The organism is Flavobacterium anhuiense, from assembly GCF_001705175.1.
Taxonomy (GTDB): domain Bacteria; phylum Bacteroidota; class Bacteroidia; order Flavobacteriales; family Flavobacteriaceae; genus Flavobacterium; species Flavobacterium anhuiense.
The window spans coordinates 2506331-2529813 of record NZ_CP016907.1 but is presented as its reverse complement, the minus strand read 5'-3'; the positions used below and the strand labels follow the sequence as shown (position 1 = coordinate 2529813).

Below are 23483 nucleotides of genomic sequence, written 5' to 3'. Positions count from 1 at the left end.
TATTAATGGTATTTTGTATAAATTTGCAACACATAAAGATACAACTTTCTTTTATACATACAAATTTTAAATATTCTGTTTTGATCACAAAAGAAAATATATTGGCGATCGCCAAGAAAACAATACTCTCTGAAAGTGAAGCAATTACAAAACTAATTGATTTTTTGGACGAAAATTTTTACGAAGCTGTCCAACGCATATACGAATCTAAAGGCCGTCTAATCGTTACAGGAATTGGAAAAAGCGCAATCATTGCTCAAAAAATGGTGGCTACTTTTAACTCCACCGGAACTCCTTCTATGTTTTTGCACGCCGCAGAAGCTATTCACGGAGATTTAGGAATGATACAAAACGATGATGTTATTATTTGTATTTCAAAAAGCGGGAATAGTCCAGAAATTAAAGTCCTCGTACCCTTATTAAAAAGATTCGGAAATACTTTGATTGCCATTACAGGAAACACAACTTCATTCTTAGCAAAAGGCTCTGATTTGGTTTTAAATACAACTGTTGACACAGAAGCTTGTCCTATCAATTTAGCTCCAACAAACAGTACGACTGCACAACTTGTAATGGGCGACGCTTTAGCAGTTTGTTTAATGGAAATGCGTGATTTCAAACCAGAAGATTTTGCGGTTTATCATCCTGGAGGTGCTTTAGGAAAAAAATTACTGCTTCGCGTAAAAGATATGATCGAGCATTCATTAAAACCAGCTGTTACTCCGGACACTTCTATCAAAAAAGCAATTTTCGAAATCTCTGAAAAAAGATTAGGAGTTACTGCAGTAATTGAAGACAATAAAATTGTTGGAATTATTACCGATGGAGACATCCGAAGAATGCTAAACGACGTAGATACTATTGCAGATTTAACCGCAAAAGATATTATGTCAAAAAATCCAAAAGTAGTTTCGTCTGAAACTATGGCTGTGGATGCTTTAAATATTCTAGAAGACTTTTCAATCACTCAATTGATTGTTGCGGATAATGGAGAATACAAAGGAGTTTTACATTTACATGACATTTTAAAAGAAGGAATCGTATAATGGCAAAGAAAAATCTTGGCGAGATGTCATTTTTAGATCATCTTGAGGAATTAAGATGGTTATTGGTTAGAAGTACACTTGCAACAATTATAATGGCAATTGTTACTTATTTTATTAGTGATTATTTATTTGATCAAATTATTTTGGGTCCAATTAGACCAACATTCTTCACGTATGTTTGGTTTTGTGACTTATCTCATTCATTAGGATTTGCTGACAGCATCTGTATTACAGAACTGAATTTCATTATTCAGAATACCGAAATGGAAGGTCAAGTAAACATCTTTGTTTGGATGTGTCTTCTAGCTGGTTTTATTTTGAGTTTCCCTTACATATTGTGGGAAATCTGGAAGTTTATCAGCCCAGCACTTTATGAGAAAGAAAGAAAAAATGCAAAATTATTCATCTTTGTTTCTTCTTTACTTTTCTTTTTAGGAGTATTATTTGGGTATTTTGTTGTAATTCCGATGTCGATAAACTTCGTTGCAACATTCTCTGTAAGTGATGTCGTAAAAAACCAATTCACGCTGGAATCTTATATGGGAATGGTAAAAACAAGTATTTTGGGAAGTGCCATCTTTTTTGAACTCCCAATTGCCATTTATTTCTTAACAAAACTAGGATTAGTTACTCCTGAATTCTTAAGAAAATATTGGAAATACGCTGTAATATTGATTTTGATCATCGCTGCTATTGTAACACCACCTGATGTTGTGAGCCAGACTATTGTTGCAATTCCAATGTTAATTATTTACGAGGTTAGTATCCTAATTTCGAAGATTGTCTATAAAAATAAATTAAAAGAAAATGTCTGATATAGTTCAAGAATTTAACGACTATCGTTCTAGAATGAACGAAAAACTGCTTGCTGACAACAACAAAATTGTAAAGCGAATTTTTAATCTTGACACTAATGCATATGCAGAAGGTGCTCTTGACGTAAAAACAAAAGAACTTTTAGGTTTGGTAGCCTCTACAGTTTTAAGATGTGACGACTGTGTAAAATACCATTTAGAAACAAGCTATAAAGAAGGTGTTTCTAAAGAAGAAATGATGGAAGCAATGGGAATTGCCACTCTTGTTGGAGGAACAATTGTTATTCCTCATTTAAGAAGAGCTTACGAATTCTGGGAAGCACTTGAAGAGCAGGGCAAATAATTAGAGAATAAAGATAATTAGCCAATTAGATAATTTTCATACGATATGTTAATTCGTTTAATTGATTAATTTATTTTATCTTATTTTGCCAACAGAGATAATAATTATCTCATTATCAAATTGACACATTATCTAATTAAGATATTATCTAATTAAAAAAATGAAGCTAAGAGCCGATAATTTAATCAAAACCTATAAAGGACGTAGTGTTGTAAAAGGAATTTCTGTTGAAGTAAATCAAGGAGAAATTGTGGGGCTTTTAGGGCCAAATGGAGCTGGAAAAACAACGTCATTCTATATGATTGTAGGATTGGTAAAACCAAATCAAGGAAATATTTTTCTTGATGATTTAAATATTACCGACTATCCAATGTACAAACGTGCTCAGCAGGGAATTGGTTATTTGGCACAAGAAGCTTCTGTTTTTAGAAAATTAAGTATTGAAGACAATATCTTGAGCGTTTTACAATTAACGAAACTTTCTAAAGAAGCTCAAATTGCTAAAATGGAAAGCTTAATTGAAGAATTCAGCTTAGAACATATTCGCACAAACCGAGGCGATTTACTTTCTGGAGGTGAGCGTCGTCGTACCGAAATCGCGCGTGCATTGGCAACTGACCCTAAATTTATTTTATTGGATGAGCCTTTTGCAGGAGTTGACCCAGTTGCGGTTGAAGATATTCAGCGAATTGTAGCGCAATTAAAAAATAAAAACATCGGAATCTTAATTACCGATCACAACGTTCAGGAAACTTTAGCCATTACAGATAAAACGTACTTAATGTTTGAAGGAGGAATTCTTAAAGCTGGAGTTCCAGAAGAATTGGTAGAAGACGAAATGGTTCGTCGTGTTTATCTTGGACAAAACTTCGAGCTTCGTAAAAAGAAATTGGAGTTTTAGAAAAAAGTATTCAGTCGCAGTCTCAGTTTACAGTCTCAATAGAAACTGAAAACTGTGACCGTCACTGCAAACTAATTTAAAATGAAATCAGAAAAACCAACTCAGGAAGATTACGATAATTGGCACAAAGATCCAAAGAATTGGTATTTCTTCAATACCTGTTATTATAACCCTAAAGATAAAAGATTGCTTCCTCCTAAAAAGATTCAATGGATGGGTTATACTATAAATTTTGCCAATCCGTATTCTGTAATGCTTCTGTTACCTTTTATAATAATTGTTATTTTGGTTTTATCAAATACTCTCTGTTAACTGAAGGCTTTTATTCCACTGTAATAAAATGCAATTGTTCTAAATCGCCGTTGTAAATATTAACATCAACGCGATGTTTGATTCCTGGCAGAGAAGCTTTTTCTGTAAACTGCCAAAACAACCAGTCATCTTCGATTTTTTCTCTGTAGAAATTATAATTCGCAATCCAGAACAAATAATCTCCGAATTCTTCTTTTAAAAAATCTGAATAATATCTTTCTCCTGAATAAATTATTGGACGAACTTGGTAATGTTTCTCCACTTTATTCAACCAACGTTTCAAGCCTTTTTTCAAACTGTCCAAAGGCTGATTTTTAGGTAATTTTTCAATATCTAAAACAGGCGGAAGATCTCCTTTCTGCAATTTTACTGTTTTAATGAAAAGATCTGCCTGTTCAATAGAATTTTCGTTTGGGCGATAATAATGATAGGCGCCACGCATGATTTTATTTTCTTTTGCACCTTCCCAATTTCTTTTAAATTGCCTATCTACACGATCGTTTCCTGCTGTTGCACGGATAAAAACAAACTGGACAGGATATTTTTCGTCCAAGATTTCGACTTCTTCCCAATCTACCTTTCCTTGAAATTCAGAAACATCAATTCCAATTACTTTTCCTTTATGATTTTCGAGAACTCGAATGTTTCGCACATCAGAAAGATGTTTATCAACCTCATCTTCTTCTAAAACTTTTTCTGTTCTAAAACCTAAATAATAAGCAAGCCCTTTGCGATAATGATAAATTATCCCAATGAATAAAAGTCCGAAAAAAATCAATAAAAGTCCTCGAAAAAGTCTGCTTAGAAAAGATCTTCCAGCTGGTTTTCTTGAATATGTTTTACGATAAGTCGTTTTTCTTGCCATTAAACAGAATTACTTTTTCAAAAAAAGATTATTAATGATCGACAGCAATACATAAAAAGCAATAATCAACGGAATTGCCATATATTGAAGCAACGCAATCATTAGTACAGAAATGATCAAAAATACAATTTGAAGTGCATTTTCTTTCAAACTGAATTTTTTAATTTTTAAAGCAAACAACGGAATTTCAGCATTTAAAATATAAGCACTGCACAGCGTTATCACCAATAAAACCCATTGATTGGTTAAGATTTCTAAAACCATCAAAGAATCTGAAAACGAAATAACTAAAGGAAGACTCAAAATAAACAAAGCATTTGCAGGTGTAGGCAATCCGATAAAAGAATCCGTCTGGCGTGTATCGATATTAAAATTAGCCAAACGATAACAAGATCCTAAAGTGATAATAAATCCTAAAAACGGAATTGCTGGATGCGATCCTAACTCGTGTGCGCTGTTGGTAAACATGCTGTACATCACATATCCAGGCGTTACGCCGCTTGTCACCATATCTGCCAAAGAATCCAACTGCAACCCAAGCGGACTTGACACTTTAAATAATCTGGCAAAAAAACCATCAAAGAAATCAAAAAAGATTCCTAAGCAAACCATATAAAAAGCCATTAAATAATCGTTCTGAGAAACATAAACAATTGCGACACAACCGCAGAAAAGATTTATTAATGTAATTAGATTTGGGATATGCTTTTTGATATTCATAGCTTAAAAATTTGATAATGGCTGAGAACAAATTTAGTATAATAACTGGATGCAAAACGAGTTTTTTCGAGAGTTTTTTATTTCGAAGCGCGACTTTGGGAATATTTAAGCAAAGGAACTTATTAGATGAGTAAAATATTATATTTTTGATAAAAATTTTTAAAACAGGCCTCGATCTGCAAAAACATATCAGTTGAAGAAATATTTAGTGTTTTTATTCTTTTGGAGTTGTACTTTTCAGTATGCACAAACCGTTCGAAAATATTCGAATGAATTTATGAATATTGGGGTCGATGCTGCTGCTCTTGGAATGGCAAGTGCTGTAACTGCCTCTTCAAATGACGTAAATGCAGTTTACTGGAATCCAGCAGGTTTGACGCATCTCGAAGATCATCAAATCGCTTTAATGCATGCCAGCTACTTTGCCAATATTGCGCAATACGATTACATTGGTTACGCAAGTCCAATTGACGACAGAAGTGCTTGGGGAATTTCGATGATTCGTTTTGGAGTAGACGACATTATGGACACTACACAGTTAATCGATAATCAAGGAAATATTGATTACAACAGAATCAGCCTCTTCTCTACAGCAGATTATGGTTTTACTTTTTCTTATGCAAGAAAACTGCCTGTTGACGGATTTCAATACGGTGTAAACGCAAAAGTAATTCGAAGAGTGATTGGAAAATTTGCCAATTCTTGGGGTTTTGGATTTGATATTGGACTTCAATTTGAAAGAAATGATTGGAAATTTGGTTTAATGCTTCGCGACATCACTACAACTTACAACGTCTGGAATATTGATGAAGAAGAATATGAAAAAATCGCCAATGCAATTCCGGGAGAAAATAATACTTTGCCAGAAAGCACAGAGATAACATTGCCAAAAGCACAATTGGGAGTTTCGAAAAGATTTGATTTTCATAACGAATGCAGTCTTGTGACCTCAGCTAATTTAAATATGCGTTTTGAACAAACAAATGACATTATTTCTTCAAAAGCTATAAGTATAGACCCAGCTCTAGGGTTTGAGTTTGGCTATACCGATTTAGTTTTTGTGCGCGCTGGAGCAGGAAACTTTCAGAATGTAACGCAGCTAGATAACACCGAAAAAGTAAATTTTCAGCCTAATATTGGTTTGGGATTTAGATATAAAGGCATACAAATTGATTACGCTTTGACTGATTTAGGAAACCAAAGTACCGCATTATATTCTAATATTTTTTCGTTAAAAGTAGATTTGGGTATCTTTAGATAATTAGAAACCATAAAACATTTAAAATTTTAAATCATGAAAACTGTCATGTTCAAAAAAGCACTTTTTATTTTATTATTCTTAGCAAGTTTTATTGGTTTCAGCCAAAGTTTACCTTTATCTAAAGACGCCAAAATAAGCATTTTGACTTGCGGACTTGGAAATGAGACTTATTCTTATTTTGGACATACCGCTGTTCGTGTATTTGATCCATCAAATAATATTGATATCGTTTATAATTATGGCGCATTTGATTTTAGAACCCCTAATTTCGTTGCCAAATTCGCGAAAGGTGATTTACAATATTTTATTATTACTCATCCTTTTTCTGATTTTATAAGTGAATATAGCAATGATAAACGAAGTGTTTATGAACAAGAACTTCTCATTGGTCTTCCTTTAAAACAAAAAATATTTGACAATCTGAATCATTCTTTATTTTCTGAAGAAAGATATTATACTTATAAATTTATTGATAAAAATTGCACCTCGATGGTTGTTGATGTTATTAATAAATCACTAAATCAAAATGCAATAACTAAAAAAGGAGACACAGACAAGACCTATCGTTCTATCCTATTTCCTTATTTTGACGGGCATTTTTATGATCAATTAGGAACTAGCATTATTTTCGGAACTAAAGTTGATCAAATGGGAACCAGAATTTTCCTTCCATTTGAATTGAAAAACAGTTTAGATAAAACCACTTTCCAGAATAAACCTCTTGTAGCTAAAAGCAAAACGCTACTAGAATTTACGAAAGAAACACCGAAATCTTGGTGGAATAACATTTACACATATCTCTTTATTCTGCTTTTTGTAATCTTTGCTAGAAACAAAACAGTCGATAAAATCTATTTTTTGATTTTATCCTTAATGGGGATATTCTTTGTAATAATGGGATTTTATTCATTCCACCAAGAGTTGGCGATGAATTATAACGTACTGCTTTTTAGTCCGCTTTTATTGGTTTTAGTTTTGTTTTCAATTTTCAAAAACAAACTATGGACGTATCGATTTTCGCTGATCAACTTTGTCCTTTTAGTGATTTACTTTTTATTTTTAATCAATAAGGCACATTTCTTTATCACTTTACCGTTGATCATTACAAGCGGAGTGGTTTTAGTGCGAACAGCTATTCGCAACAAAAAACCAATTCCGATTATAATCTAAAATTTTTTATTGACCTCTGTAGAATAAAACCGTCGTAATGGTTTTGAAAGTAATGCTTAGGTCGAGAAATATACTTCTGTGTTTGATATAATACAAATCGTACTGAAGTTTAACTAAACTTTCGTCGATTGATTCCCCATAAGAATAATTAACCTGCGCCCATCCCGTAAGTCCAGGTTTAATTACGTGACGCGTTTCATAAAAAGGCATTACAGCGGCAATTTCTTCAACAAAAAATGGTCGCTCAGGTCTTGGGCCAATTACGCCCATATCTCCTTTTAAGACATTAATAAATTGAGGAAGTTCATCAATTCTAGACTTCCGCATAAATTTACCAAATGGAGTAACTCTTTTGTCATTATGAGTCGCAAAAACAGCTCCGTTTGCCTCTGAATTCTCGGTCATAGTTCTAAACTTGTAAATCTCGAAAACTACTCCATTTTTCCCTACTCTTTCTTGAGTGTAAAAAAGGCTTCCTTTATTGGCAAATAGATTGCAGAGAAAAATTATCGGAATAAAAACTAGACTGATTAAAAGCCCCAGAATAGAAAACATGAGTTCGATAAGACGAACCAAAGACAAGTACAGTTTATTACTATTACTTCTGCTAAAGGGGAAAAATCTATAAAAATCTCTTTCTATGTGATGAACAGGAATCCGCTGTGTTTTGCTTTCGTAAACTTGTGTGTATTCGCGTATGATATATCCTTTTTCTAATAAATGAAGCAGCTGGTGATATAGATCGGAAGTGATACCATCTGTTTTCTGAGAAGCAATTACAATTTCTGAGACATAATGTGTAGAGACGAAACGTTCTAAATCTTCTTTCTTTATTTCGTTTACATAATGAAAATCTAAATTTTCATCTGCAACAGAATCGGAATTAACGAAACCAATAATTTTGTAATGCGGATCAACGCTTTCCAATCCTAAGACTAATTTTTCAACTTCACTTTGATCACAAATCAAAACAACATTTTGCGAAAAACGATGAGAGGCTAGAAAATAGCAATAGAACAAACGCCAAAGCAACAATGTAATTAGTATTGTAAAATAAAATATTACTATTACTAATCTTTGTTTGGGCAATACAGGCGAAAGAACGGGCGTAAACAAATAAGCCAAAACAGTGGCTGTTGCGGTAAAAACGACATTTTGCAGAATCTGCAGATGATTGCTTGCTACCTGTAGATTATAGATTTCAAATATTACACCAAAGACAAAAAGATAGCTGACTAGTAAAAGTATGCTAAGCGAGCTACTTAAATCAAAGGCGAAATAATGATAATCAAAGATTGCGCTTAATAAATATAAAGCAAATAGAATAAAAACAGCATCGAAGGAAAGGAGTAAGATCTTCCTCTCCGAGATTTCGAAATGCATTTTCTTTTTTGATAACATCTCTTGTAGGTTTTAATTTGGTTAGGGCAAAGCAAATGTATCGCAAAAAATATAACTAATCTATTAATTTTCTGTTTCTTCAGGAATTTTTATTTGCACTGAAAGTAGGCATAGTGCGTATACGAAAGCTGGTGCGGCTATTCTCATGGCTGCATGGTTAATAGTCAGTATCCAAAATATAAAAAATGATAGAAAATATAAATGTTGCTTGTTATTTATATAACTCACGATTGGCGTAAAAAAAAGAATTAAAAATGCAAGCACGCCAAATACTCCATGTTCTGCACCTAGCCTTGTAATTTCACTGTGTGAAGCTACTTCCTGTCCTAATTCTTCAACTCTCTCATATTTACTCATTCCTGCTCCTACACCAAAAATAGGATTATTCAAAAACAAATTTATTTCTGCATTCATAACTTCTTCTCTACCACCTAAATGATCTTTTTTATCTCTCCCACGAGCATCTTTATTGGCATATCGTTTCTCAATAAGTCCATTTGTTTGTAAGGAACTATAAGTCCATATTCCAATAGACATTAAACCCGTTAAAGCAAAAACGACAATAAATTTACTCTTTCCTCTTGCATTAGAGAGATAATAAACAACGGCAAAAAGACAAATAATCATGGCTATTGCGGTAAAAACCCCTCCTCTTGAAAAAGTTACAATACCCCTATAACTTATAAAGATAAGTAGGCCTCCATTAATAAAAATATCCTTTTTAGTTTTTGAAAATAAAATTAATTGTGAAAAAAAAACAAATATGCCTAATCCCAATATTGTAGAAACTTGATTAGGACCAAATCCTCCAGAAGTTTCAAAATTTGATTGAGTACCTGTGACCACCTCTTTTATGCTCGGCGTATATAAAAACAGATAAATAGTAGTTGTTATTATAGGAAAACCAATTGATTTTAACACATTCTGGAGATCATTAAATACAATCTTTCTATTGATCATATAAGTTGCGCATATAGCTAAACAAAAAGGGCCAGATAAATTAAAAACTAGAATTTTTCTAATATCGATATCAAAACTGGCTGTTTCTGTAGTAATTAAAACAGCAGGTAATAGTAGTATTAAAAAAAATGAGAATATGAATGCGCTTTTAGAAAAGTTTTTAAAAATTATGCCACAAAGCATAAAAAAGACGACCAAATACTTCACATACTCATTGTTAAAATTTCCGCCTGTCATACGTAAAAAAACCTCAGCTCCTACTAGATAAGCACTTACATATAATACTTCATTGTTCTTGTTTTTATTTTTAAAAACAAAAAAAGCCCCAATAACAGGAATCAGAAAAGCATAAATTTTGGACAAAAAAGGAAGTGCAAAAACAACAAATGCTATTACAATATGCAGAATGATTAATGATGTATAATTAAATTTTGTATTTTTCATTTAATAAATAACGGTTTATCACGCAAAAGTAGTCAAAGATTCCAACCATGCGATGTACCCATTCAAAATTGATTTTTCACTAAAATTCTGCTCAACGAGGGAAAAGAGCTTTTTCCCTATTATTTTTCTCGTTTCTTCTTGTTCTATCAAATATTCAACAGCTTTTACAAATTGTTCCAAATTATTTGATTCTATCAACAAACCTTCTTGCTGAGACTGTATAATTTTTTTTACCTCGCCAACATCTGTTGCAACAACTGGTAAGCTCGACAATCCATATTCCAAAACAGCTAAAGGAAGTCCCTCTGAGCGAGAAGTCAAGACAGCAATTTCAGATTGTTTGAGTAAATTTTGTGTATTATTCATCTCGCCATAGAAAAATACTGTTTCGGTAAGCTGAAGATCATTTACTTTTTTTACAAGATTTTTACTATAGTCGTCATAAAAATCTTTACCAATTAAATGAAATGACCATTCTGGAAATTTTTGATGAAGCATTTGCGCTCCATTTATCAATAGTTCATGATTTTTTTGCGGACGCAAATTGGCAACGCAAATTATTCTTTTACCCTCAATCCCTTTTAGTTTAAAATTACTTGACGAATCTATTGATTCAAGTATAAAATTAGGGAAGTAAGTAACATTTGGACAATGTAAATAATCTAAAGCCCATTTTTTCAGATAATCATTTACTGAAATAATTCCTAGAAATAAAAATGATGCTATTTTCAATATCAAATTTTTTCTCGAATCTAAATCTTGAGAAATACCGAAATGATCATGCCATATAATTTTAATCTTTGGAATAAAAATTTTAGCTAAAGCAGCAATAAAAAATGATGAACTATGTGCATGAATTATTTCTACTTTATTTCCTTTTAGATAGCTAATTATTCTAGAAAGAGCTTTTGGATCAATACTAGATTTTTTTTTCAAAAATAAATATGCCACTTTTTCATCTAAATAATCTAAAAGCAAACCTTCTTTACGAGTTGCTATTAGACCCGAAAATTCAACTTTCTCCGAAAGTGCATTGGCATAATTTATTGCCATTCTTTCTGCTCCTCCAGTTTCTAAGGAATCTATTATTTGTACGATTCTCATACTTGCAACATTGCTTTAATTTCTTTTTCGAAAACATCAGTTGTATATTTTTGTGACCAAATCACAGCTAATTTGCTTTTATTCGTAAACACTCCATCATTTTCAATTATTTTCATAATTTCATTCAAATCGTTCTCTAAATTCATTTCCAACATAATACCTCTATCTCCAAAATCCAACATAGATGGAACGCAAGAAACTTTAGTAGCAATAGGAACACATCCCCAAAACATTCCTTCTGCAATTGCTTTAGGCCAACCTTCACTTTTTGATGGCAATACAACGAAATGACTTTCTTTATACGCCTTTTTTAAAGTTTCTCTATTTTGATTCCCTTTTAAGAAAATATATTTCTCTAAATTGTTAGTCTGAATATAGTTTTCAAGAGAACTTCTTTTTACACCATCTCCATATAAATCTAATGTGACATTGCAACCTTTTTTAATCAAGCCTTCAATCAATTTTATTGCATACAAAGGTCTTTTCCCATCCACTAAGCTTCCAACAAAAAGAAACTTAAAGCATAAATTAGTGTTGGTTTTAGCGATTATCTCTTTTTCAGAATCAGAGTAAGTAGCTGTAAAAAATGATTTAATATTTTTAGATTGATTTTTCCAATCACCATAAACTAAAACTTTCATATTTTTAGTCAAGAAAGTATTTTTTAACAAATATTTCTGTAATCTATATGTCCAAGGTTGTTTGCTATTTGGATCCCAATTACCCGCATATTTAGCAGTTTTTATTTTATTTGGAAATAGAATTTGAACAAAACAAGCGACTAATCCCATATTACCTGGGCATCTTAAATGAATATGATCGGCTTTTTTCATTGCCAGATATATTTTCCAGAAAATAATAGGCAATTTAAAAATTGATATTATTCTACTTTTTAATGATGTAAAACTAAAATCTGGAACATTTTTAAAGTTTACATTATCGCACTGATAAGATAGATCAATAGGCAAAATATTTCCATTTTTTAATGGAGCAACAATTGTTACTTTATTTACATATTTCAACCAAATATTCATTTCTCCAATATATGGACCATAACCAAAATATTGATTGTCTTTATGAATATGATTGACATGGGTTATTATTAAAAAATTCATTCTAGTTTCTTTCTAATAATCTTAAAATAACTTTTTGAGGCGCTAAATATTTTTCAAAATATTCTCGGCTTTCCAATTCTAAACTATTTTTAAAGGTTGGATCATCTATCAATTTCTTAATGTTTTTTTGCAAGTCGTCTTTATTTCCAATATACAAAACATGCTTTTCATTCTCTAAAACTGCCGGCAATTCATTATAATGGTGAGTTGTAATAATTGCTTTCCCAAGAGCTAAAAATTCTCCTAATTTCCAGCCGTGGCAAGAAAGAACAGCTGGCGTATTGAATACAAATGCAGAGTTTTTAATTTTTTCGATATAAATATTAAGTGGAATTTTTTTTGAATAAACTAATTTATCGAAACCTAAATTGTCTCCATTAGTTCTAGCTGCAAAGCCTCCTTCAAAAATAAGATTCGAATTGTTTTTACATGTTTCAATAAATAAAGCCCTATTCTCATTCGTTTCATTTTCTTTTTTCCAAATTGAGTTCATAAAAAAAATTTCATTCAAAGAAGATTTTACATGCTTGTATTTTTTCAATTCTAGCCTTTTATATTGTCTCCAATAATTTGCTACAAACTCTTTTTTATTTGTAATGTTCTTTCTGAACCTAATAAAATTGAGACTTAAAAAATACAATGTTTCACTTAAATTCCAGATTTTAACCCCAAAACTTGGACCAATAGGAACAATTTTTTTATTATGATTAGCTGAAAACTCCTTAGTGTTATAATTTATTTTTCCGTAAACATTGCACCATTCAAGCTCTGCAGTGCCAATTTCACTAGAATCTCTTGAGTCTATAATTATTTTTTTTGATAGATTTCCTTCTTCAATAATTACCGCAAATGTGCCTTGACTAAATGCTGGAAACTTTGATACATTAAATTCAAAATTCTTACAAACCTCACTTAGCCCTTGAATATAATATGCATCATAGAATATATTACAAAGTCCATAAATGTAAATTTTTGTTTTCATTTTATCTTTTAGGTTTATTTAAAATTAAACTAAAGCATCCGACAACTCGTCCTATTGCTTCTGTAAAAGTGGCTTTTTTTTCAGCTCCATTAATAACATTTGTAAATCGTATCAAAATCAATAAAAATGTGATCACATTCCATTTCAAACGATCTTTCAAAATTGGATTAGGATTTTTTGTTCGCCAAACATACCATCCATTTCTAACTACCATTTTGCCATAGTGAAACTGGTTTGGCCTACCAGCAGGATCATGATAGTGGTTCAGCTTTGCTTCTGTATTAAGGTACAATTTTCCTTTTTTTGCCAATCTTAAACAAAAATCCGCATCTTCGTACAAACCGTAACCCTCAAAATAAGTTGAAAATGAAAACTCTTCAAATACTGATTTTTTGAAAGATGAAACGCCACCCATTAATTGTTCTGATTCATAAATCTTTCCGCTTGGAGGTAAAAAACCAACACTTCTTCCATGTGAAAAATTAGGTGAAAATCCTGGAGGAGTATTACTGTCTAAATTCAGTTTTTTTCTTAGTACAAAACGACTTCCATCCTTTCGTTTCCATCCATCAAAATAGAATTCATTAATCTTGAACTTATAATTTTCAGGAATTATGTCCCATTTTATTTCATTAACAATATAGCCTCCTACTCCTAATGCTTCAGGAAATAAAAGATATGTGTTTAATAAATTTTGAAAATAATTAGATTCCAGAACAATGTCATCATCCAAAAAACATACAATATCGCTGGTAGGATCTAATTTGGAAATTCCAAAATTACGCTGTTTCGTTAACCCTCTTTCTTTATCAGAAACTAAAAAATATTTTAAATTTTTGAATTCCTTATTATCTAGAGCAACTTTAGTTCTGTCATTAAGTGAACCGTCAATAATTAAAATTTCATTTGGATAAAAAACTTGATTTTGAACCGAAATTAGTAATTTTAATAACGGCTCAGGACGCATATAAGTACAGATAATTAGAGAAAACTTCATTTACTTTCTAAATATTTATTACTAATTTGAACAAAATAATCGACTCTGTTTAATCTTTCCAATACTAATTTTCGATTATTAGTTTGTATTTCTTCAAGTTCAAATTCTGTTTTAGAAGAATGAAAGTTTAGTAAGTCTTGAATTATCGAATCTTCTAAAACAATAACACAATGTTTGTTCCAGTCAATTAAATCTTCTAATGGTAGCCTTACATCTGTATTAATTAAAACAGGAATTCTACCCATTATTAATGCTTCATAAAATCGAACAGAAAAATTTCCATTTCCGCGCAGGCAAAAAGTATATAAATTATCCTGAATGTTTTTAAAAAACTCTAATGTTGTTTTCTCTTTATTTTCATTTCTAGCTCTATATTTATCTCTAAAAATAAAATCACTTTGAATTCTTTTATCTTTTTGGAGTTTATAGAGAAGTTTATATCTTTTTCTTCCAGCTGGATAAAAAGGATGATAATCTTCTGGATATCGATATCCCAAATTAATAATAACTCTTTTTAAATAGAGAATAAACTCTTTAATGAACTTAAAAAGAGAGCCGTTTGCATTGCCTACAAAACCAATACTTGGCCTTTCTTTTTTGGGAAGCACAAAAAAATCGTCTTTTAAAATTTTATTATATGGATCATTCACAAAGGAAGGCATTATGGAAGTATTAGTTGGTAACTTCGAATTAAAACCTCCCATTCTAAAAGTCAAAACATTTTCATTCTTAAAAGTAAATCCAAAATCACCAGCTGTATAAATCCAAATTGGCACTTTATTTTGTGACATTTTCGCAATCCAATTATGAAAAAAATTGCTTTTATCTTTTTTCAAAAAAGAAACAATGTCTACAGGAAAAATGGCAACGTCAGCTTCAGAAAGAGAATCTACAAAAATAAAATTTGACCTTGTGCCATTATTTGGCAGGTATACCATATCAAATAATAGTGGAAATATTATTCTTCTATTATCTTCTGTCAAGAAAAGATGTTCTGTATATATCTTCACCATACTCTAGCAGATATTTTAATTCGTTATGCTTTTAAACTTGCCCTCTCCTATTATAGCAGCATATTTTGAAAAACTACTGTAATACATTTGATCAATTGCTACTAAAAATACATGCTCACTTCCTGCTAAATAGTAAAAATCAAGAAATGTTTTAGAATGATAATCAAGATCAGAATTATTATTTTCTATATGTTTTGGGACTCCTGCCAAAGTCTTATAATTAGTTGTGGCTCTAACATGATTTAAAAAAAAATCACTATCAGAAAATATGTATGCTACTTTGTCAGGGTATTGGTTGGCTTTATCATTAATCGCTTTTATAACTTTTTGAATTAAATTCAACTTTTCATTTTCATTCAAAATCATTTTTGTTGAATCTGAAAAATCTCCCATTAAAGTAGTGAATCTAGTATGGAATGCTATCCTTGGTTCAGAACTAAGAATATTTAATTTTTCTTGTAGATAATTTGAGGTTTTAAATAGGTGGTCATAATTATTTTTCCAAATAAATTTTATCTCCTGCTCATTTTTAGCTGGGTATAACTTGGCTAAATAATCGACATTGCAATAAACAAAAAAAGTTTTTGCTTTAGATTTCTCAAAAATTTGAAGAGGTTTTCTTTTAAAATCGTTAATTAAATAAACAATTTTAGAGGAAAAAACATTGTATTTAACTTCTTTTTCATTGATAATCCAATCACTTGCGTTTGGCTCTAAAAAATTTGTTAATTCAAATGGATGTGTGAAGAAAATTTTAAATTCAAAATCTAAAATTTTAGAAATCTCATACAAAGAAATTATCCCTTTTAACCGATCTACTAATCCGCCATGTGTTAAATTACCATCAAAACAGATTATAATCTTTGTTTTTTCTTGTTTGCTAGAAAAAACAAATTTTTTAGAATAATATTTTAGTAAAATCAATTGTTTGTAAAAACGCGCAATTTTCTTTCTGAGTAACTTCATATAATTTTCAACTTCTTTAAATTTTTCTAGTTTTAAAATAAACTATTGCATTCTTATAATTTTTTACTCCAATCGACACTTAAATTCCATCCTTTTTTAAATGAAACATAAAAATCAGCCCAATTAAAAAGAGATTCTTTTCTTATGGCTTTTATGAACAGCCTCAGTTTATAACCGTTAATTTGTTTTTGATTCAAATATTTCTGTTTTGTATACATAATTGTTGGAGATGGCTTTGGCTGATATTTTTCGCCTGTCCAAGGAAAATGAGGTTTGATTCTAAATCCACCGAAAGGAGCTTTCAAATGTAAAATAGCTGGATCAGGGAAATAGATTACATCAAAACCTTGTTGTCTTAGTTGCATTCCGAAATCAAAATCTTCACCGTAACCAAATTCTAAGGCCATTGAAAAAGAAACATTAGCTAAACAGCTTGATTTTACAAAACTATTTCCAGAACCAAAAATTCCTGTTTGGTGAATATCTTTAAATAGTAATTTTTCATTTTTTTGTAAATATGATGTTGTTGCAACAAAGGTCCCAAATTGTTCAATTTTATTAAAGATATTGCCAATTAAATTTTCATCAAACCTATTATCGTCATCATTTAAAAAGACCCATTCGCTCGAAACTTGGCTCAGAGCAACATTTCGTGCATTACAAGCTCCTGTTAGATGAGTAAAGATATGTTTAATAGCAAACGGCCATTTTTCAGAATTTAAATAATCTAATTCACTTTGACTTCCTTCTATAGGATTTTGCTCTACAATTATAACATTTTGTGGTAAATGAGTCTGTTTTGCTAAATCTTGCAATACATCATACAAACAATCTTTTCGTCCAATCGTTGGAATAATAACATCAATAGTTTTAGATTCCACAATTTTTAATTTTGATTGAACTGATATTTCAGATAAATCAAAATTGATTTTATTTCGTTTTTTAAATCGCAACGAAAACAATAAAGGGGCTATTGGAAAGCGTTTTTCAAAAATTAAGAAATTAAAAAACAGTATGAATATCCAGCGTGTACGATAATGTTGTTTTGCAAACTGAAACAAAGTGTAAATATTTGCTTTTTTTACTGGAATTGAGATTGTTTTATCAATAACAAGTCTTGGTTCTGAATAGCAAAACAGTCCTTTTATAGATGCTATTTTTGCAATACTATGTAAGAAATAATCAAAGTTATTTACAAACTTAATTTTATTTTCAAATTGCAAAAGCGCTTTTGAGCTAATTCCCCCCACTGCACTGCTGGTTAACCAAGTTGGGTAACTAACCTTTTTATTAACATTTAAAAATGCAGACTCGTCAATATATCCAATACCATTTGAAAAGTATTCTTCAATATCCTTATTGAAAGATGCCATGATTCTATCATGATGAAAAATTGTATCTATAGCCTCCCAATTTATATTAGATTCTACAGTAATATGACTCCAGATTATTCTATCTGTTGGGAATTTTTTCGCAAATGTCATTAAAGTTGAGGCAATATTTAAAGAAGATTCAAATGAAATAGCTTCTCCATCTTTGCAAACTTTTACAACTTTATTATTTTTATGACAAACAACTACCATTAAATTTTCTTATTAATTATCTTTTTATAAAACTCTACATTTTCTTTCACCAATTGATTGATATCAAAATGAGATTCTACTTTAATTCTAGCTTTTTCTCCAATTTCCTGACAAAGTGAATTGTCTTTTAGTAATTGAATAATTCGATTTGAATAAAGATCATGATTTGAAGGATAAACCAAATAACCACTTTCTTCATCTACAATAAGCTCTTGTGCCCAGCCAATATTACTATTTACAACAGCTTTTTGCATGGCCATTGATTCTATTGTAACCATTCCTAAAGTTTCTGCAAAAGTTGGAAACACACACACATTTGCTTTCTTTATATAAGTTTGAACTTCATTGTACGGAATTTTACCCAAATAGTTTACATTCTTCAAGTCCTCTTCAGTGAACAAATCTTTCATTAGTTCCCATGTTGATTTTGACCCTGTTTTTATATCGAACGAATCTGTACCAATTAAAACTAATTTAACGTCTGGAATATCATTACGAACTTTGCTAAAAATTTCAGGCAGTTCTAAAACTCCTTTCTTTCTAATCAGAGTTCCAATATATAAAATCAGTTTTTTTTCAAATTCTTTAGGAAATTCATTTTTAAAATTTTCAAGATCCAAACCGTTATGAATAGTTATGATTTCTTTTCCTTTTATATTAAAAAGTTTTTTTGAAACCTCTCCTGTAAATTTTGTTGGTGAAATAAAAGCTTTTGCTTGATTTATAGCTAATTTTTCAAACCAAAAATTCTTACGCTTCTGCTTTCTATTTTCTAAATGACAAAAATAAGTATCACTTCCGTGAAAACGAATTACTAGAGGTGCATCTAAGTTCATAAAAGCCGTAATTCCTGTCCAGTCAGGAGCTTCAAGTAATTCAATCTTTTCTTTTTCAATAACTGAATTGATATAATTCTGTATATATTTTCGATGAAAAAACCAACCAAAAAGTTTATATTTTTTATTTTGAATTAAATGAATCGTAACGCCATTTTCTTCCAAAATCTCTTGTTTTTTCTGACCATAAACAAAAACAGTAACTTTAATATTCTCATTACTTAATGCTGTAGTAAGATTTTTTATACTAGTTCCTATTCCAGCTGCGTAAGCAACTTGGGGGTGAGGAAATTCAGGTGTTAAAAAAGCTATATGCATATTTAATTGTTTTTGAAAAAACAGTTTTTTATTTTAATTATCACTTTCTGTCTTTAGAATAATTTTTTTGGGCTAAATTCTGCAATGGGATTTCAATTAAACGATAAGTTAAAGTTGAAATAAGAATTGAAAAAGACAAGATTAGTATAAATCGTAAGGATAAATTAATTAAGCCGTTATTGCAGAAATCAATTAAATAAGACCTAGCTAACCATACTATAACTATAAAATGTATTATGTAAATACTAAAACTTATTTTGCCAATATATGGTATAATTGGTTTAGATAAAAAATTAAGTTTTCCTTTACTCAAAACAAGAGCAAAAACTACGAAGATTATACCAAAAATTATATGATTTAAATATAGAAAATCGAATTTTGATCCAATTTGCAATGGAAGTAAAATGACAAAAAAAGCAAGATTTTTAGTCTTAACCAATTTTATATTATTAGGGTTTTCAATTAGAAAATATAAAATTATACCTAATGCAAAAATTGGTAATTGACTTGGAAAATAATAGAAAATGAATTCTCCCCATAAATAGGAATTTGAAATAAAATTTCCATACTGGAGAAACTCCTGTAATACCAATTTGAATAATAAAGTAAAATTTAAAAACATAACACCAGAATTGATGCTTTCTATTTTTTTAAACAAGAAAGCAAACAGTACATAAAAAAACATTTCGACTGTTATGGACCATCCTCCTGGAACAAGACTATTAATCCAAGGACTTAAACCATGACAATAAAAAAAGTTAGAAATCACATTGCCAATAGTAATATTGGGTTGACTTGCCTGCCAATAAGATAGATTGTACATTATCCTAATATATAATATATAATGCCTAAATAATAAATTGGCGCAATTCTAAAAAATCGTCTGATGAAGAAGTTTTTAACTGGACTTTTTTCAATTTTATTTCTTTTTTTATACGATCGAAACAAAGTAAAAGCACTGGCAATAAAGAAAATCTGCACTCCTCTTTCTCCAAAACCTAGAAATACAGATAAAAGATGAGGTAATTTAACCAATTCTTGCTGAGCAGTATGGGTAATTACTACCATTAAAATGGCTATACCTCTAATAACATCGATGTAATCTAACTTTTCTAACTTAATTACATTCATAACTAAAAAAATCGTTTAAAATTTTTGCCGTAAAAACTTTCGCTCCCATATCATTCATATGACCACATGACGAAAAATATTTATCTTCTGCCACTATGTTCTCGTAATTGTAAATTTCAGGATACAGCTGATTTACTTTTTTGAAGTAATTGTTAACTATAGCCTTTTCACACATAGGTGTCATAATTGCAATGAGATTAATATTATTCACTTTACAGATTTTTTTAATTTCTTCATAATATCTATTCCTGTGTGGTTGAAAATCTAAAACTTCAGTATTTAAATTTCCATTATTTTCAGGCAACGGACCATATCCTCCATTATCAATTTCATTGCTTTTTTTATTTAAAACAGAAAAAAGCATTTCTCTAAAACCAATTTTTGAGTCAAATCTCAGATATCTATAAAACGGGATATAATAAAAACTATTAAAATCATCCAATTCTTTAAAATGCTCCCTAATTACATAAGATTCATTAAAATAAGGCAAAAATTTTAAAAATGTTCCGTCTGACTTACTTTCAGATTTTAGTGTGACATCAACGTCAACTATTACATTTTTTATTTTATTCTTTTTTTCTAAAAGTAATTTCAGAACCAAATCAGATTCAAATAGTTTAGAGCCTTGCATTCCGAAATTAAATGTTTTTAATCCTTTATCTGTAAACATTTTTGTCACGAAATGATTATTTGCTCTAGACGAGCCCAATATTACAACATCATAATTTATTGGTGGCGAATTATAGATAAAGCTAATTTTACTTCTTTTATTTGATTGACGAAAAGCATATGAATAAACTTTGTCCATTATAAACATCAAAACAAAAGTTAGTACTAAAATTTTGAATACATAAAGTAAAAAATTCTTCATTGCCTTATATTCGTTATTTCCCAAAAAAATCTTTGATAATTCTTGCTGTAAATAATCGAGCTCCGGCATTTGTCATATGCCCGCATGAAGAAAAGTATTTATTCTCTACAATTATATTTTCGTAATTGTGAATTTCTGGATATAGTTTTTTCACTTTATCAAAGTAATTCATTCCAACTACATTTTCACACATTGGCGTCATAACAGAAATAAAATTGATATTATTTTTTTTACAGATATTTTTTATTTCTTCGTAATATTTATTGTGTGGCAAAGGATTTAAATTGACAATATTGTTTTTCATATTGCCATTTTTGTGTTTATCCAATGGATAATATCCTAAGTTATCCAAAGCATTTGTTTTTTCATTTACTTCTATTTTGTAAACTTCTCTAAAACCAATTTTAGAATCAAACTTTACATATCTGTAAAAAGGGATATAATACAATTCGTTAAAGTTTTCTTCTGTCGCAAAATGATCTTTTATAACTTTTGAGCAATGAATATAAGGTAGAAATTTTGTTGCAACTCCTTCAGATTCTTGGTCATTTGAAAGATTTAAATCGGCTTCAAGAATTATATTTTTGATTTCATATTTTCTTTCTATCATCAATTTTAACATTAAAGATGCTTCAAATAGATGTCCTCCACTCATTCCGTAATTAAACGTTTTTAATCCTTTATCTTCAAACATTTGCGAAACAAAGTGATTGTTGGCTCTTGAAGAACCTAAAATTACTACGTCGTATTTTTTTGCTGTAGAATTAAAAACAGTTTCTATTTTTCCACGATTTTTTGATTGCATAAAAACATAAGTATACAATCCGTCCAAGAGAACCGCTATCAAAACTGTTAAAAGAAAAATTCCTAATATGTCTAATAAAAACTTCTTCATTAAAACTGGAAATAAATAAATTCTTTATAATCAGAATAAGTTCCGAAAGCAATAATTGCCATAATCGCCAGTGCCATTTTTAGCCAACTTCTTTTTCCTGAAATTGGTTCTACTTTAGTTTTATTATTCCATTCTACTAAAACAAACAGACCAATCATCAATAGTAATTCATAATTATATCGTTCGTTATCTAAATACTGAGGGATAAACTCGCCATTTGTGAATATTCTTTTTAAATACAAAACTGCATCTGTAATAGTTCTTGCTCTAAAAAACACCCAAGCAATACAGGTCAATAAAAATGTGGTTAGAATACTAAACAATACTTTCACAGAATCTAGATTCCATTTTAAAATTATGGAATCCATATTGTTTCTATTACTATTTGAAAGTAATAATGGAAGGAAATAAACAGCATTTATAAATCCCCAAACAATGTATGTCCAATTGGCACCATGCCAAAATCCGCTAACGATAAAAATGATGAATGTATTTCGGATTTTCATCCAAAGTCCGCCTTTGCTTCCACCAAGAGGAATATATAAATAATCTCTAAACCAAGACGAAAGCGAAATATGCCAACGACGCCAAAACTCAGCTATATCTCTTGAAAAATAGGGGTAATTGAAGTTTCGCAATAAATCTAAACCAAATAATTTAGAAACTCCAAGCGCTATATCTGAGTAACCCGAAAAATCGCCATAAATCTGAAAAGCAAAATAAATTGCTCCCATAATTAATGAAAAAGAATTCATAGATGGATAATGATCAAAAATAGCATTTGCATATACAGCACAAGTATCTGCAATGACGACTTTTTTCACTAATCCCCAAACAATTTGATAAACTCCTTCTTTTGCTTTTTCAAGATTAAATTCGCGTTTTTCTTTTAGTTCCGGCAGTAAATGTGTTGCTCTTTCTATTGGTCCTGCAACTAGAAGTGGAAAGTAGCTTACAAAAAGAGAATAATCAATAAAGTTATATTCAGCTTTTATTCTTTTATAATAAATATCAATTACATAAGATAATCCGTGGAAAGTATAGAATGAAATTCCTACTGGAAGAATAACATTTAGCAAAAATGGACTTACTTTAAATCCAAAAGAAGTGAACATTTCTGCAAATGAAGACGCAAAGAAATTATAGTATTTAAAAATTCCTAAAAAGCCTAAATTGACTGAAATACTAAGCCAGAACCAAAACTTCCTTCCTTTTTCAGAGTTGCTTTTTTCGATTTGAATTCCTGTAAAATAATCTAGAAATGTAGAGAAAACCAATAAGAATAAAAATCTCCAATCCCAGCAAGAATAGAAATAATAACTTGCAACGATTAATAAGGCATTTTGTGTGCTTTTGGTTTTATTAAAAACAAACCAATACAGAAAAAAAACAATCGGCAAAAAGATGGCAAATGCCAAAGAGTTAAAAAACATA

General features: G+C 30.2%; 24 protein-coding genes. 7 read left to right on the top strand and 17 right to left on the bottom strand.

Annotated elements, in window-relative coordinates; all coding sequences use genetic code 11:
- Window positions 1–80: 80 nt before the first annotated feature.
- From BB050_RS11005 to BB050_RS10985, 5 genes are all read left to right on the top strand, one after another.
- Window positions 81–1046 carry a KpsF/GutQ family sugar-phosphate isomerase gene (locus BB050_RS11005; RefSeq protein ID WP_066035140.1) on the top strand — a complete coding sequence of 322 codons (966 nt, stop codon included), beginning with the start codon at window positions 81–83 and terminating at the stop codon, window positions 1044–1046.
- Window positions 1046–1861 (top strand): twin-arginine translocase subunit TatC, encoded by an 816-nt coding sequence (gene tatC, locus BB050_RS11000; RefSeq protein ID WP_008464445.1) that lies wholly within the window; start codon window positions 1046–1048, stop codon window positions 1859–1861. Before BB050_RS11005 ends, tatC begins: the two co-directional genes overlap by 1 nt.
- Complete coding sequence (locus tag BB050_RS10995; RefSeq protein WP_008464444.1) at window positions 1854–2204, top strand: carboxymuconolactone decarboxylase family protein; 351 nt, start codon at window positions 1854–1856, stop codon at window positions 2202–2204. Before tatC ends, BB050_RS10995 begins: the two co-directional genes overlap by 8 nt.
- A gap of 160 nt (window positions 2205–2364) precedes the next feature.
- Entirely contained in the window at window positions 2365–3105 is a 741-nt protein-coding gene (gene lptB / locus BB050_RS10990; protein WP_008464443.1) for an LPS export ABC transporter ATP-binding protein, read from the top strand.
- A gap of 81 nt (window positions 3106–3186) precedes the next feature.
- Entirely contained in the window at window positions 3187–3417 is a 231-nt protein-coding gene (locus BB050_RS10985) for a DUF5808 domain-containing protein (RefSeq protein WP_066033603.1), read from the top strand.
- Window positions 3418–3427: 10 nt separating this feature from the next.
- Here BB050_RS10985 and BB050_RS10980 read toward each other — a convergent pair whose 3' ends face one another.
- Both BB050_RS10980 and BB050_RS10975 read right to left on the bottom strand, forming a co-directional pair.
- Window positions 3428–4282, bottom strand: coding sequence for a glycoside hydrolase family 25 protein (locus BB050_RS10980; protein ID WP_008464441.1), 855 nt, complete (start codon window positions 4280–4282; stop codon window positions 3428–3430).
- 9 nt (window positions 4283–4291) lie between these two features.
- Entirely contained in the window at window positions 4292–5002 is a 711-nt protein-coding gene (locus BB050_RS10975) for a CDP-alcohol phosphatidyltransferase family protein (protein ID WP_066033602.1), read from the bottom strand.
- A gap of 193 nt (window positions 5003–5195) precedes the next feature.
- On the opposite strand from BB050_RS10975, the gene BB050_RS10970 reads away from it, so the two are divergent.
- Both BB050_RS10970 and BB050_RS10965 read left to right on the top strand, forming a co-directional pair.
- Window positions 5196–6263: a putative type IX sorting system protein PorV2 gene (locus tag BB050_RS10970; protein WP_455550102.1), complete on the top strand. Its 1068-nt coding sequence runs from the start codon at window positions 5196–5198 to the stop codon at window positions 6261–6263.
- Window positions 6264–6296: 33 nt separating this feature from the next.
- Window positions 6297–7433, top strand: a complete 1137-nt coding sequence (locus tag BB050_RS10965) for a lipoprotein N-acyltransferase Lnb domain-containing protein (RefSeq protein WP_083219828.1) — start codon at window positions 6297–6299, stop codon at window positions 7431–7433.
- A 6-nt stretch (window positions 7434–7439) separates the two neighbouring features.
- On the opposite strand, the gene BB050_RS10960 is transcribed toward BB050_RS10965, so the two are convergent.
- The 15 genes from BB050_RS10960 to BB050_RS10890 all read right to left on the bottom strand — a co-directional run bounded on the left by BB050_RS10960 (window position 7440) and on the right by BB050_RS10890 (window position 23482).
- The gene (locus tag BB050_RS10960; RefSeq protein ID WP_066033599.1) at window positions 7440–8834 is read right to left on the bottom strand and encodes a sugar transferase; all 1395 of its coding nucleotides are present in this window, start codon (window positions 8832–8834) and stop codon (window positions 7440–7442) included.
- Window positions 8835–8897: 63 nt separating this feature from the next.
- The gene (locus BB050_RS10955; RefSeq protein ID WP_066033598.1) at window positions 8898–10238 is read right to left on the bottom strand and encodes an O-antigen ligase family protein; all 1341 of its coding nucleotides are present in this window, start codon (window positions 10236–10238) and stop codon (window positions 8898–8900) included.
- 18 nt (window positions 10239–10256) lie between these two features.
- The gene (locus BB050_RS10950) at window positions 10257–11342 is read right to left on the bottom strand and encodes a glycosyltransferase family 4 protein (RefSeq protein ID WP_066033597.1); all 1086 of its coding nucleotides are present in this window, start codon (window positions 11340–11342) and stop codon (window positions 10257–10259) included.
- Window positions 11339–12457: a glycosyltransferase gene (locus BB050_RS10945; protein ID WP_066033596.1), complete on the bottom strand. Its 1119-nt coding sequence runs from the start codon at window positions 12455–12457 to the stop codon at window positions 11339–11341. Before BB050_RS10945 ends, BB050_RS10950 begins: the two co-directional genes overlap by 4 nt.
- Before the next feature lies 1 nt (window position 12458).
- Entirely contained in the window at window positions 12459–13439 is a 981-nt protein-coding gene (locus tag BB050_RS10940; RefSeq protein ID WP_066033595.1) for a glycosyltransferase, read from the bottom strand.
- 1 nt (window position 13440) lies between these two features.
- Window positions 13441–14436: a glycosyltransferase family 2 protein gene (locus BB050_RS10935; RefSeq protein WP_066033594.1), complete on the bottom strand. Its 996-nt coding sequence runs from the start codon at window positions 14434–14436 to the stop codon at window positions 13441–13443.
- The gene (locus BB050_RS10930) at window positions 14433–15449 is read right to left on the bottom strand and encodes an exostosin domain-containing protein (protein ID WP_066033593.1); all 1017 of its coding nucleotides are present in this window, start codon (window positions 15447–15449) and stop codon (window positions 14433–14435) included. The genes BB050_RS10935 and BB050_RS10930 overlap by 4 nt, the downstream gene beginning before the upstream one ends.
- Before the next feature lie 15 nt (window positions 15450–15464).
- Complete coding sequence (locus BB050_RS10925) at window positions 15465–16415, bottom strand: hypothetical protein (protein ID WP_066033592.1); 951 nt, start codon at window positions 16413–16415, stop codon at window positions 15465–15467.
- A 53-nt stretch (window positions 16416–16468) separates the two neighbouring features.
- Window positions 16469–17998, bottom strand: a complete 1530-nt coding sequence (locus BB050_RS10920) for a glycosyltransferase family 2 protein (protein ID WP_066033591.1) — start codon at window positions 17996–17998, stop codon at window positions 16469–16471.
- Entirely contained in the window at window positions 17998–19152 is a 1155-nt protein-coding gene (locus BB050_RS10915) for a glycosyltransferase family 4 protein (RefSeq protein ID WP_066033590.1), read from the bottom strand. The genes BB050_RS10920 and BB050_RS10915 overlap by 1 nt, the downstream gene beginning before the upstream one ends.
- Window positions 19153–19192: 40 nt before the next feature.
- On the bottom strand, window positions 19193–19975 hold the full coding sequence (locus tag BB050_RS10910) for an acyltransferase family protein (RefSeq protein ID WP_066033589.1): 783 nt from the start codon (window positions 19973–19975) through the stop codon (window positions 19193–19195).
- Window positions 19975–20283 (bottom strand): acyltransferase family protein, encoded by a 309-nt coding sequence (locus BB050_RS22185; protein ID WP_066033588.1) that lies wholly within the window; start codon window positions 20281–20283, stop codon window positions 19975–19977. The genes BB050_RS10910 and BB050_RS22185 overlap by 1 nt, the downstream gene beginning before the upstream one ends.
- On the bottom strand, window positions 20270–20953 hold the full coding sequence (locus BB050_RS10900) for a hypothetical protein (protein ID WP_236940441.1): 684 nt from the start codon (window positions 20951–20953) through the stop codon (window positions 20270–20272). Before BB050_RS10900 ends, BB050_RS22185 begins: the two co-directional genes overlap by 14 nt.
- A 214-nt stretch (window positions 20954–21167) precedes the next feature.
- On the bottom strand, window positions 21168–22049 hold the full coding sequence (locus tag BB050_RS10895; RefSeq protein WP_066033587.1) for a hypothetical protein: 882 nt from the start codon (window positions 22047–22049) through the stop codon (window positions 21168–21170).
- Window positions 22049–23482, bottom strand: a complete 1434-nt coding sequence (locus BB050_RS10890) for an MBOAT family O-acyltransferase (protein WP_066033586.1) — start codon at window positions 23480–23482, stop codon at window positions 22049–22051. The genes BB050_RS10895 and BB050_RS10890 overlap by 1 nt, the downstream gene beginning before the upstream one ends.
- Window position 23483 lies beyond the last annotated feature (1 nt).

Excerpts from the sequence above, each read along its gene's own strand:
- tatC (WP_008464445.1), top strand. The coding sequence starts at position 1,046 with ATGGCAAAGAAAAATCTTGGCGAGATGTCATTTTTAGATCATCTTGAG.
- BB050_RS10995 (WP_008464444.1), top strand. The coding sequence starts at position 1,854 with ATGTCTGATATAGTTCAAGAATTTAACGACTATCGTTCTAGAATGAAC.
- lptB (WP_008464443.1), top strand. The coding sequence starts at position 2,365 with ATGAAGCTAAGAGCCGATAATTTAATCAAAACCTATAAAGGACGTAGT.
- BB050_RS10985 (WP_066033603.1), top strand. The coding sequence starts at position 3,187 with ATGAAATCAGAAAAACCAACTCAGGAAGATTACGATAATTGGCACAAA.
- BB050_RS10980 (WP_008464441.1), bottom strand. The coding sequence starts at position 4,282 with ATGGCAAGAAAAACGACTTATCGTAAAACATATTCAAGAAAACCAGCT.
- BB050_RS10975 (WP_066033602.1), bottom strand. The coding sequence starts at position 5,002 with ATGAATATCAAAAAGCATATCCCAAATCTAATTACATTAATAAATCTT.
- BB050_RS10965 (WP_083219828.1), top strand. The coding sequence starts at position 6,297 with ATGAAAACTGTCATGTTCAAAAAAGCACTTTTTATTTTATTATTCTTA.
- BB050_RS10960 (WP_066033599.1), bottom strand. The coding sequence starts at position 8,834 with ATGTTATCAAAAAAGAAAATGCATTTCGAAATCTCGGAGAGGAAGATC.
- BB050_RS10955 (WP_066033598.1), bottom strand. The coding sequence starts at position 10,238 with ATGAAAAATACAAAATTTAATTATACATCATTAATCATTCTGCATATT.
- BB050_RS10950 (WP_066033597.1), bottom strand. The coding sequence starts at position 11,342 with ATGAGAATCGTACAAATAATAGATTCCTTAGAAACTGGAGGAGCAGAA.
- BB050_RS10945 (WP_066033596.1), bottom strand. The coding sequence starts at position 12,457 with ATGAATTTTTTAATAATAACCCATGTCAATCATATTCATAAAGACAAT.
- BB050_RS10940 (WP_066033595.1), bottom strand. The coding sequence starts at position 13,439 with ATGAAAACAAAAATTTACATTTATGGACTTTGTAATATATTCTATGAT.
- BB050_RS10935 (WP_066033594.1), bottom strand. The coding sequence starts at position 14,436 with ATGAAGTTTTCTCTAATTATCTGTACTTATATGCGTCCTGAGCCGTTA.
- BB050_RS10930 (WP_066033593.1), bottom strand. The coding sequence starts at position 15,449 with ATGGTGAAGATATATACAGAACATCTTTTCTTGACAGAAGATAATAGA.
- BB050_RS10925 (WP_066033592.1), bottom strand. The coding sequence starts at position 16,415 with ATGAAGTTACTCAGAAAGAAAATTGCGCGTTTTTACAAACAATTGATT.
- BB050_RS10920 (WP_066033591.1), bottom strand. The coding sequence starts at position 17,998 with ATGGTAGTTGTTTGTCATAAAAATAATAAAGTTGTAAAAGTTTGCAAA.
- BB050_RS10915 (WP_066033590.1), bottom strand. The coding sequence starts at position 19,152 with ATGCATATAGCTTTTTTAACACCTGAATTTCCTCACCCCCAAGTTGCT.
- BB050_RS10910 (WP_066033589.1), bottom strand. The coding sequence starts at position 19,975 with ATGTACAATCTATCTTATTGGCAGGCAAGTCAACCCAATATTACTATT.
- BB050_RS22185 (WP_066033588.1), bottom strand. The coding sequence starts at position 20,283 with ATGAATGTAATTAAGTTAGAAAAGTTAGATTACATCGATGTTATTAGA.
- BB050_RS10900 (WP_236940441.1), bottom strand. The coding sequence starts at position 20,953 with ATGTTTACAGATAAAGGATTAAAAACATTTAATTTCGGAATGCAAGGC.
- BB050_RS10895 (WP_066033587.1), bottom strand. The coding sequence starts at position 22,049 with ATGAAGAAGTTTTTATTAGACATATTAGGAATTTTTCTTTTAACAGTT.
- BB050_RS10890 (WP_066033586.1), bottom strand. The coding sequence starts at position 23,482 with ATGTTTTTTAACTCTTTGGCATTTGCCATCTTTTTGCCGATTGTTTTT.